Below are 10598 nucleotides of genomic sequence, written 5' to 3'. Positions count from 1 at the left end.
CAGGTCAGGGCGGCAGTGGTCGAGGATGTGGACTATTTCTGTGTGGGGCCGTGCTGGCCGACGCCGACGAAACCGGGCCGTCCGGCACCGGGCCTGGAACTGGTGCGGGCGGCCGCCGCGCTGGGCACCGACAAACCGTGGTTCGCGATCGGCGGCATCGACGCCGGGCGGCTTCCGGAGGTGCTCGCCGCCGGTGCGCGCCGGGTGGTCGTGGTGCGGGCGATCACCGCGGCCGACGACCCGAAGGCCGCGGCCGAGGAGCTCGCCGGACTGCTCAGCTGTGCGGGTTGACCAGTAGCGGGATCGCGGCCGTGACCTGACGCAGCCGCTCCCAGCTCGCGGCGAACCCGGGATGCAGCGGCAGCTCGGCGACCTCGTCCTCGGCGACCCAGCGCAACTCCGCGCTCTCCCGGTTCGGCACGGTGTCCAGTTCTTCGGACGCATCGGCGATCACCGTGGTGTACGTCCAGCCGGACACCTCGGCGGTGACCAGGGTGGTCCGCACGGTCAGCTGTTCGGGCGGCAGCCCGGCCTCCTCGTGCGCCTCACGCATCGCCGCCTGCTCGGCGCTCTCGTGACTGTCGCGGGCACCGCCCGGCAGGCCCCAGGTGCCGCCTTGATGACTCCACGGCGCGCGGTGCTGGAGCAGCACCGCCGCCGATCCGTCGGGGCGGGGCGCCCGCAGTAGCAGCCCGGCCGCACCGTGGCGGCCCCAGTACGCATTGCCGGTCGCCGACACCACCCAACCGTCACCGTCTCCACGCACGCGTTCAGGATAGGGAACGCGCCGGAATTCGTGGCACCTGAATCCCAGCACTCCCGACGATGAGCTCTTAGAATTCCCTCATAGAATCCGCGTATCCAGAGTTGGTGATCCGAACGACCGCCGGAGAGATCGAGACCAGGATGAGGTCCGCGCAGACGTGACTGTGGAGTTGGCGCACCCCTCGACCGAGCCTCTTGCGTCGCGGTCGCCGACGGGTGCGTCGCATCCACGCTGGTGGTTTCTGTGGACGACACCGGGGCGCATCCTGACCATCGGGCTGGTGCTCGCCGCGCTGGTGATCGCCAGTGCGTTCGCGACGTCGACCACGATCAACGACCGCCAGCAGGTGCTGACAACCGTGCTGAACCACACCGAGCCGTTGTCGTTCGCGGCGGGCCAGCTCTACACCACGCTGTCGGTCGCCGACGCGGCCGCGGCCACCGCGTTCATCGCCGGCGCCGAACCGCGCGCGGTGCGGCAGCGTTACGAGCAGGCCATCACCGACGCGTCGGTCGCGGTGACGCGCGCGTCCAGCGGCCTGACCGAGGAGTCGCTGGTCCAGTTGCTGGGCCGGATCAACGCGCGGCTCGCGGTGTACACCGGGCTGGTCGAGACCGCCAGGACCAACAACCGCGCCGGCAATCCGGTCGGCTCGTCGTACCTGTCGGAAGCGTCTGCGTTGATGCAGCAGCAGATCCTGCCCGACGCCCAGCGGCTCTACGAGGAGACCTCGGCACGGGTCGACGCCGAGACCACCGCGTCCACCCGGATTCCGACCCCGGTGATCCTGGTGGTCGTCGCGACCCTGCTGTTCGGGGTGTTCGCCAACCGCTGGCTGGCCAAGCGCACGCGGCGCCGGGTCAACATCGGATTCGTCGCGGGCGGGCTCGCGGTGCTGATCATGCTGATGTGGGTCGGCACCGCGCTGGTGATCTCGACCGCCGACAGCCGCAGCGCCAAGGAGACCGCGGCCGAATCGCTGAAGACGGTCACGACGATGGCGATCACCGCACAGCAGGCGCGGGCCGACGAGACCCTGTCGCTGATCCGGCGCGGCGATGAGGATGTGCGTAAGCAGTCCTACTACCAGCGCATCGAGGACATGAAAGAGCAGCTGGCGCGCTATCTCGCGCGTGACGACTCGATCGACAAGACCGATCTGGCCGACGCCGATGCGCTGCTGGACCGGTGGCGCGCGGCCGACGACCGGATCTCGGCCTACATCGCGGTCGGCAACTACCAGGCCGCCACGCAGGTGGCGCTGGGTACCGGCGAGGACGACTCGACGCCGGCGTTCGACAAGCTCGACGAGGCGCTGAGCAAGGGCATCGAACAGAGCCGGGCGCAGCTGCGCAACGAGATCGTCAACGCCCGCCGGGTGCTGTCCGGTGCGACGGTCGGCGCCGCCGCGCTGTCGATCGCGGCGGCCGTGGCGGTGGCGCTGGGGATCTGGCCGAGATTGAGCGAGTACCGGTGATGAGCGCTTGCGCGAAGAACAGACAGCCGGTGATGAGCGCTTGCGCGAAGAACAGACAGCCGGTGATGAGCGTGAAGGGCGTGGGCGCGGTGCTGGCCGGGGTGCTGCTGCTGGCCGGGTGTGCGCAGACGTCGCCGGTGGTGCCGACGCCGACCGTGATCCTCGCGCCGCCCACCCCGGCGGGGTTCGAGGAGATGCCGCCGGAACCGGCGCGGCCGCCGACCGCGGCCGACGACGACTGCGACCCGCGGGAGAGCCTGCGTCCGTTCGACAATCAGGAAGACGCGGACCGGGCGGTGGCCAACATCAAGGCCCGCGGCCGGCTCATCGTCGGGCTCGACATCGGCAGCAACCTGTTCAGCTTCCGCGATCCGATCACCGGCGAGATCACCGGGTTCGACGTCGACATCGCCGGTGAGATCGCCCGGGACATCTTCGGCACCCCGTCGCAGGTGGAGTACCGCATCCTGGCGTCCGCCGACCGGGTCTCCGCGCTGCAGGACAACGAGGTGGACGTCGTCGTCAAGACCATGACCATCACCTGCGAGCGCAAGAAGCTGGTCAACTTCTCCACCCCGTACCTGACCGCCAACCAGCGCATCCTGGCGCCACGGGATTCGAACATCCGGCAGTCGGCCGATCTGTCGGGCCGGCGGGTCTGCGTGGCCAAGGGCACCACGTCGCTGGAGCGGATCCAGCAGATCACGCCGCCCCCGATCATCGTCGGCGTGATCACCTGGGCCGACTGCCTGGTGGCGTTGCAGCAGCGGCAGGTCGACGCGGTCAGCACCGACGATTCGATCCTGGCCGGGCTGGTGTCGCAGGACCCGTATCTGCACATCGTCGGCCCGTCACTGAACGAGGAGTTGTACGGCATCGGCGTCAACCTGCACAACACCGGACTGGTGCGCTACGTCAACGGCACGCTGCAGCGCATCCGCGGCGACGGCACGTGGAACACGTTGTACCGCAAGTGGTTGACCGTGCTCGGCCCCGCACCCTCACCTCCGGCCGCGAGGTACACCGACTGATGGCCGACCCCGAAGATTTCGACGAGGACCCCGGCACGCAGCCCGCGTCCTTCGCAGACCTCGCCGACGACACGATGTCGACGATGCGGCCGATGGCCACCCAGGCGGTGTACCGGCCCAACTTCTTCGACGACGACGATGACGACAGCGACGGACGGTTCCACACCGGGGACACCGAGCCGCAGCTGAACACCACGACCGTGACCCGCCACATGTCCCCGACCCGCAGACTGGGCGGCGGGCTGGTCGAGATCCCGCGGGTCAGGGCGCGGGATCCGTTGGCCGCCTTGATGACCGACCCCGTGGTGGCGGAGTCGAAACGCTTCTGCTGGAACTGCGGACGGCCGGTGGGCCGGTCCACCAAGGACGGCAAGGGCCCCTCGGAAGGCTGGTGCCCGCACTGCGGCAGCGCGTACTCCTTTCTGCCGCAGTTGAACGTCGGCGACATCGTGGCCGACCAGTACGAAATCAAGGGCTGCATCGCCCACGGCGGACTGGGCTGGGTGTATCTGGCGTTCGACAAGAACGTCAACGACCGGCCCGTCGTGCTCAAGGGACTGGTGCATTCCGGGGACGCCGAGGCACAGGCGATCGCGATGGCCGAGCGGCAGTTCCTCGCCGAGGTGACCCACCCGGGGATCGTGAAGATCTACAACTTCGTCGAACACGACGACAAGCACGGCAACCCGGTCGGCTACATCGTCATGGAGTACGTGGGCGGAACCTCGCTCAAGCAGGCCGCCCCCCACCGCAAGAGCGAGCGGTCTCTGCTGCCGGTCGCCGAGGCGATCGGTTTCATGCTCGAAATCCTGCCCGCGCTCGGCTATCTGCACTCCCTGGGCCTGGTGTACAACGACCTCAAACCCGAGAACATCATGGTGACCGAGGACCAGCTCAAGCTGATCGACCTCGGCGCGGTGTCGCGGATCAACTCGTTCGGATATCTGTACGGCACACCGGGTTACCAGGCGCCGGAGATCGTGCGCACCGGCCCGACGGTCGCCACCGACATCTACACGGTGGGACGTACGCTGGCCTCGCTGACGCTGAAACTGCGCACCCGCAAGGGGCGTTACGTCGACGGGCTGCCCGAGGACGACCCTGTGCTGCGTGAGTACGACTCGTTCGGCAGACTGCTGCGCCGCGCCATCGACCCGGACCCACGGCGGCGGTTCCAGAGCGCCGAGGAGATGTCCAGCCAGCTCATGGGCGTGCTGCGCGAGGTGGTCGCCAAGGACACCGGGGTGCCCCGGCCCGGCTTGTCGACGACGTTCAGCCCGTCCCGCTCGACGTTCGGGATCGACCTGCTCGTCGCGCACACCGACGTCTACCTCGACGGTCAGGTGCATTCGGAGAAGCTGACGGCCCAGGAGATCGTCAGGGCACTGCAGGTGCCGCTGGTCGACCCGACCGATGTCGGTGCGACCGTGTTGTCGGCGACGGTGTTGAGCGAGCCCGTGCAAACCCTTGACTCGCTCCGCGCCGCGCGGCACGGCGCGCTGGACTCCGAGGGCGTCGATCTGAGCCAGTCGGTGGAACTGCCGCTGATGGAGGCCCGTGCACTGCTGGACCTCGGCGATGTCGCGAAAGCCACGCGTAAGCTCGACGACCTCGCCGAGCGGGTCGGCTGGCGCTGGCGGCTGGTCTGGTTCCGTGCCGTCTCCGAGCTGCTGACTGCCGATTATGATTCCGCGACAAAGCATTTCACCGAGGTCCTGGACATGCTACCTGGTGAGCTGGCCCCCAAGCTCGCGCTGGCCGCCACCGCCGAACTGGCCGGCTCCGCCGACGAGCGCAAGTTCTACGACACCGTGTGGTCCACCGACCACGGGGTGATCTCAGCAGGTTTCGGGTTGGCCCGCGCGCAGTCGGCCGCCGGGGACCGCGATGCCGCGGTCCGCACCCTCGACGAAGTACCGGCCACCTCAAGGTATTTCACGACCGCCCGGCTGACCAGCGCGGTGACGCTGCTGTCCGGCCGGTCCAGCAGTGAGATCACCGAACAGCACATCCGCGACGCCGCGCGCCGCGTGGAGGCGCTGCCCGACACCGAACCCCGGGTGCTGCAGATCCGCGCGCTGGTGCTGGGCACCGCGATGGACTGGCTGGCCGACAACACCGCCAGCACCAACCACATCCTCGGCTTCCCGTTCACCGAGCACGGGCTGCAGTTGGGGGTGGAGGCTTCGCTGCGCAGCCTGGCCAGGGTGGCGCCCACCCAGGCTCACCGGTACGCGCTGGTCGACCTGGCCAACAGCGTACGGCCGATGTCCACGTTCTGATCCGGCAACTACGGATTCCGTTGCTGGGTGTCCCGGGACCGGCGCTTCGGCGCCCGAACCGACCCGCGGCGGCTGGGTTCATGACCAAATGCGCTGGTGAACGCACATGGATGTGATTCTGATCGACGTATGGCCATGCCACTGATTCCGTAGTATGGTGACCTGCATCACAAGGTGGCGTCACCGGTGCAGCTTTGAGACCAAGGGCCCGACCCCCTGACCTCACCGAGAAACGAAATGCATGGTGCCACCTGACTTCGTCCAGGGGAGTTCACATGTCCCTACCCGACCCACTGCCGGCCCCCAGTACGCAGCGTGTCTTCCGGCCGGATCCGACCTCGTTCGAGTTGCGCGAGGAGCAGCACCGGGCGACGTTCTCCGCCTGTGAGCTGCCGCCGTCGACCGTCCTGGTGACGATCCACGGCGAGATCGACGCGACCAACAGCATGGCGCTCGCCCGCTACGTCGAGAAGCGTCTGGCCGGGGCGCGCAAACTCATCCTGGATCTGCAGACCGTCGAGTTCTTCGCCGCCTCCGGGTTCGCCGCGCTGTCCAACATCAACGTGGTGTGCGCCCGCAGTGGTGTTCGCTGGACCCTGCTCGCGGGAACTCATGTCCGCCGGTCGCTGCGGGTCTGCGACCCGCAGCGTGAGCTACCCGTCTCCGAGCCCAGCGCCAAGTACTCGCGCACACGCCCGAGCAATCGCAAGCTCCTCGTTGGTGGGTATAACTAGCACCGTCGTCGGAGCCCCCTCCGGGGAGATCCGCCTGGCCGTCCTGGCCGGGCTCTCGTTGAGGTGCTCGTCGAGTTCGATGCCGAACGCGGTGAGGCCGGAGAGCACGTCGCGCCGGACTGCGGCGTCGTTCTCACCGACCCCGGCGGTGAAGGTGAGGACGTCGGCCGACCCGAGCACCGCCAGGTACGCGCCGATGTACTTGCGCAACCGGTGGATGTACACGTCGTACGCCAGTTTCGCTGCGGCGTCCCCTGATTCGATCTCGCGGTGCAACTCCCTGAAGTCCACCTCCCCGCCGAGGCCACGCACACCCGATCTCCTGTTGAGCATCGTCTCGATGTCCTCGACGCTCATCCCGGCGGTGCGCCACAGGTAGAAGATCACGCCGGGATCCACGTCACCCGAACGTGTCCCCATCACCAGCCCCTCCATCGGGGTCAGGCCCATCGACGTCTCCACCGGGCGCCCCCCGACGACGGCGGACGCGGAGGCGCCGTTGCCCAGGTGCAGCACGATCTGGCTCAGCGACTCCAGCGGTGCGCCGAGGAAGGCGGCGGCCTGTTCGCTGACGTACTGGTGTGACGTGCCGTGGAAACCGTAGCGACGGATGCGCCAGGATGCGGCGACGTCGGCGTCGATCGCGTAGGTGGCCGCCGCGGCGGGCAGGTCGTGGAAGAACGCGGTGTCGAACACCGCGACGTGAGGCAGGTCCGGCAGCGCCTCGCGCGCCACCTGGATGCCGAGAAGAGCCGGCGGATTGTGCAGCGGCGCAAGGGCTGCCAGGTCCTGGAGCTGCGCGACGGTGTCGTCGTCGACGACGGTCGGCAGGTAGAGGTCAGGGCCGCCGTGCACGACCCGGTGACCGACCGCGACCAGGCCGAGGTCGTCGAGCCGATGACCGTCGGAGGCCAGCGAGTCGAAGACCACCTGCATCGCGGCGGCATGATCGGGGACGCCCGTGCCCTCCGTGCCGGTCTCACCGATCCGCTCGACGATCCCGTCTGCGACCAGCGCACCCGAATCCGGGTCCATGACAGCGTATTTCACCGAGGACGAGCCGGAGTTGAGCACCAGCACCGACCGTGTCATCGCGGTCATCCCTGCGCCTGGATCGCGGTGATGGCCACGGTGTTGACGATGTCCTCGACGAGCGCGCCCCGCGACAGGTCGTTGACGGGTTTGTTCAGCCCCTGCAGCACCGGGCCGATCGCGATGGCACCCGCGCTGCGCTGCACGGCTTTGTAGGTGTTGTTGCCCGTGTTGAGGTCGGGGAAGATCAGCACGGTCGCGTGGCCCGCCACCGACGAATCGGGCATCTTGGTCTGCGCCACCGACGGCTCCACCGCGGCGTCGTACTGGATCGGCCCCTCGACCAGCAGCTCGGGCGCTCGGGAGCGCACCAGTTCCGTTGCCTTGCGCACCTTCTCGACGTCCTCGCCGGTTCCTGACGTGCCCGTCGAGTACGACAGCATCGCCACCTTGGGTTCGATGCCGAACTGCGCGGCGGTGCGCGCCGAGGAGATCGCGATGTCGGCGAGCTGTTCGGCGGTGGGGTCCGGCACGATCGCGCAGTCTCCGTAGGCGAGCACCTCGTCGGCCAGGCACATCAGGAAGATGCTCGACACCGTCGAGACATCCGGCCGGGTCTTGATGATCTCGAAGGCCGGTCGCACCGTGTGCGCCGTGGTGTGCCGAGCGCCCGACACCATCCCGTCGACCATGTCGTTGTGCACCAGCATCGTGCCGAAGTACGACGCATCGTGGATGATCTCGCGGGCCTGCTCCAGGGTGACGCCCTTGTGCGCGCGCAACTTCGCGTACTGCGCGGCGAACTGATCGCACAGCTCGCTGGTCTGGGGGTCGAGCACAACCGCGGTCGACAGGTCGACGCCGAGCTCGGCTGAGCGCGCGCGCACCTGGGCCTCCTCGCCGAGGATGGTCAGGTCGGCCACACCGCGGTCCAGCAGCCGGCCCGCCGCCTTGAGGATGCGGTCGTCGTTGCCCTCGGGAAGCACGATGTGCTTCCGGCTCGCCCTGGCCTGGTCGAGCAGCTGGTAGGTGAACATCTGCGGGGTGACCACCGACGGGATCGGAAAAGCCAGACGCGTCAACAACTCCGCGGTGTCGACGTGGTTCTCCATCAGCGCCAGCGCCGTGTCGATCTTGCGGCGCGACTTCGATGTGACCCGCCCGCGGGTGGCCGCCACCCGGCTCGCGGTCTCGAAGGTGCCGAACCGGGTCTCGACGATCGGCACCCGCAGGCCCAGCCCCGACACCAGCGATTCGATCGCCGGGTGCAGGGTCAGCCCGCCGTTGAGTATCACCGCCGACAGCGACGGGAATCCTTCTGCGGCATGTGCGCTGAGCACCGCCAGCACCACGTCGGACCGATCGCCGGGGGTGATCACCGCGATCCCCTCGGTGAGTCGTTCCAGCACATGCTCGGCCGTCATTCCCGCGACGAGCACGTCGAGCACCTCGCGGTCGAGCAGCGCCGAATCCCCTTGCACCATCGCGCCTTCGACCGCGTCGCGCAGCTCGGCCACCGACGGGGCCACCAGCAGCGGCTCCTCGGGCAGCACGTAGCTGCGGGGCTCGACCTTCGTCAGCGCCTCAGCGACCTCGGCCATCCGCGCCGGGTCGCAGCGGTTGGCCACCACCGCGGCGGTGTGCGCATGTTGCGCCGCGATCTCGTCGATGCAGACCTCGGCGACCTGGACGACCTGCTCGGGGGTGCGGTCCTTGGCCTTGACCGCGAGCACCACCGGCGCGCCCAGATTGGCGGCGATGCGGGCGTTCATGGACAGCTCGCTGGGCGTGGCCACGTCGGTGTAGTCGCTGCCGACGACGAGCACCGCGTCGCATCGGTCGGCGACCCGGTGGAACCGGTCGACGATGTCGGCCAGCGCCGCGTCGGGGTCGTCGTGCAGCTGTTGATAGCCGACACCCACGCAGTCCTCGTAGGGCAGCCCCGCGGTGGTGTGGTCGAGCAGCAGCTCCAGGATGTAGTCCCGGCCCTCGCCCATCCTGGTGATCGGCCGGAAGACCGCGACCTTGGCCACCGTCGCGGCGAGCCGGTGCAGGATGCCCAGCGCAATGGTCGATTTCCCGGTGTCGCCTTCCGGCGACGCGATGTAGATCGGGTGGGTGGTTGCCTTCGGCGCGTCGGGCACGTGTCAAAGCCTGCCTGTCAACTGGCCGTCATGTCCACCGGGACCCGCAGGGTGGCCACCAGACCGCGGTGGTCGGCGCCGGGCACCACCACCGTGCCGACGCTCGCGGTGGAACAGTTCTTGGTCAGGATGTGGTCGATCCCGATCAGCGGCGGCCGCATCCCGCGGCCCGGGTAGGTGCGCACCAGTCCCGCCCCGGCGTCGGCACCGGCGTCACCGTAGCCGTCCACCAGCAGCCGGCGGAACGGCGCCATGTCGGCGGTGGCGTTGAAATCCCCGGCCACGATCACCGCACCCGCCCCGGCCGTGCGGCCGACCTCACCCAGGGTGTCGGGTAACCGCGCGATGTCCGACCGCCACCCGTCGATCGGCGTGGGCCAGGGACCGGGCAGGTGCACCGACAGCACGGTGGCGTCGACGCGTACGCCGGGGATGCGGATCCGCGACCCCACCATCGGCAGCGTGTAGCCGTCGATGCGGCCGGAGTGCACGATCGGATGCCGGCTCCAGATCCCGATGCCGGACGCATTGCGTGCCGGCATGATCACCCGGTACGGGAAGGCGGCGTCCATCCCGGCCGCCGACAATCCGTCGGCCGACTGCTGCGTCATCTCCTGGACGGCCACGATGTCGGCGGCGTCGCGGGCCAGCGCGACGAAAGCCGCCGGATCGGCCTGTCCGAGAAAGAGGTTCGCGGTCAGCACGCGCACGTCGACGGCCGCCACGTCGGGGGCCGCCGAGCTCAGGTACCGCGGCACGTACATGCCCAACAGCGCAAGGGTCACCGCGACCGCGGCCAGGGTCAGCAGCCAACGCCTGCCCACCGCCAGCAACAGCATCGCCGCCGGCGCCGCGAGCGCGAGGTAGGGCGCGGCGGCGGCGGCGATCAGCGTGGGGTGCCCGGAGATCGGCACGTAGCGGGCGCCGAGCCCCACCACCGCGACGGACAGTGCGCACAGGCCGAGCACCGTCGCGGGAATCCGGATCATCTCGCGGTGCCGGTGTTCAGCCGAGCTTGCGCAGCCTCGGTTCCAGGTCGCGCTGGAAGAGTTCCAGGAAGCGGCGCTGGTCGTGGCCGGGGGCGTGGAACACCAGGTGGTTGAGCCCCCAGTCCACGTAATCCTTGACCTTG

Annotated in this window: 9 protein-coding genes and 1 pseudogene; 5 read left to right on the top strand and 5 right to left on the bottom strand. The window is 69.0% G+C overall.

The window, feature by feature from the left end:
• Nucleotides 1-291 (top strand): thiamine phosphate synthase (locus ASJ79_RS10320; RefSeq protein WP_197420161.1); only part of this gene is annotated, 291 nt, incomplete at its 5' end.
• Here ASJ79_RS10320 and ASJ79_RS10315 read toward each other — a convergent pair.
• Nucleotides 275-766: an NUDIX hydrolase gene (locus ASJ79_RS10315; RefSeq protein WP_067954793.1), complete on the bottom strand. Its 492-nt coding sequence runs from the start codon at nt 764-766 to the stop codon at nt 275-277. The genes ASJ79_RS10320 and ASJ79_RS10315 overlap by 17 nt on opposite strands.
• Before the next feature lie 157 nt (nt 767-923).
• Between ASJ79_RS10315 and glnX the strand changes: the two genes are divergently transcribed.
• The 4 genes from glnX to ASJ79_RS10295 all read left to right on the top strand — a co-directional run bounded on the left by glnX (nt 924) and on the right by ASJ79_RS10295 (nt 6290).
• Complete coding sequence (glnX, locus tag ASJ79_RS10310) at nt 924-2243, top strand: protein kinase G-activating protein GlnX (RefSeq protein ID WP_067954790.1); 1320 nt, start codon at nt 924-926, stop codon at nt 2241-2243.
• A gap of 32 nt (nt 2244-2275) precedes the next feature.
• Nucleotides 2276-3274, top strand: a complete 999-nt coding sequence (locus tag ASJ79_RS10305) for a glutamate ABC transporter substrate-binding protein (protein ID WP_082753764.1) — start codon at nt 2276-2278, stop codon at nt 3272-3274.
• Nucleotides 3274-5556 carry a serine/threonine-protein kinase PknG gene (locus tag ASJ79_RS10300; protein WP_067954785.1) on the top strand — a complete coding sequence of 761 codons (2283 nt, stop codon included), beginning with the start codon at nt 3274-3276 and terminating at the stop codon, nt 5554-5556. Before ASJ79_RS10305 ends, ASJ79_RS10300 begins: the two co-directional genes overlap by 1 nt.
• Before the next feature lie 275 nt (nt 5557-5831).
• Nucleotides 5832-6290 (top strand): STAS domain-containing protein, encoded by a 459-nt coding sequence (locus ASJ79_RS10295; RefSeq protein WP_067954783.1) that lies wholly within the window; start codon nt 5832-5834, stop codon nt 6288-6290.
• On the opposite strand, the gene ASJ79_RS10290 is transcribed toward ASJ79_RS10295, so the two are convergent.
• From ASJ79_RS10290 to ASJ79_RS32105, 4 genes and pseudogenes are all read right to left on the bottom strand, one after another.
• Nucleotides 6210-7382 carry an acetate kinase gene (locus tag ASJ79_RS10290; protein WP_067954792.1) on the bottom strand — a complete coding sequence of 391 codons (1173 nt, stop codon included), beginning with the start codon at nt 7380-7382 and terminating at the stop codon, nt 6210-6212. The genes ASJ79_RS10295 and ASJ79_RS10290 overlap by 81 nt on opposite strands.
• Nucleotides 7383-7387: 5 nt before the next feature.
• The gene (pta, locus tag ASJ79_RS10285; protein WP_067954781.1) at nt 7388-9466 is read right to left on the bottom strand and encodes a phosphate acetyltransferase; all 2079 of its coding nucleotides are present in this window, start codon (nt 9464-9466) and stop codon (nt 7388-7390) included.
• Nucleotides 9467-9483: 17 nt separating this feature from the next.
• Nucleotides 9484-10455, bottom strand: a complete 972-nt coding sequence (locus tag ASJ79_RS10280) for an endonuclease/exonuclease/phosphatase family protein (RefSeq protein WP_067954779.1) — start codon at nt 10453-10455, stop codon at nt 9484-9486.
• 16 nt (nt 10456-10471) lie between these two features.
• Nucleotides 10472-10598, bottom strand: a pseudogene (locus ASJ79_RS32105) (glucose-6-phosphate dehydrogenase (coenzyme-F420)); the annotation flags it as partial.

Origin of the sequence: Mycobacterium sp. NAZ190054 (assembly GCF_001545925.1) — a bacterium.
Classification (GTDB): Bacteria; Actinomycetota; Actinomycetes; order Mycobacteriales; family Mycobacteriaceae; genus Mycobacterium.
Note: the sequence above shows the minus strand (reverse complement) of the source record. Positions and strands in the feature narration are given on the sequence as shown.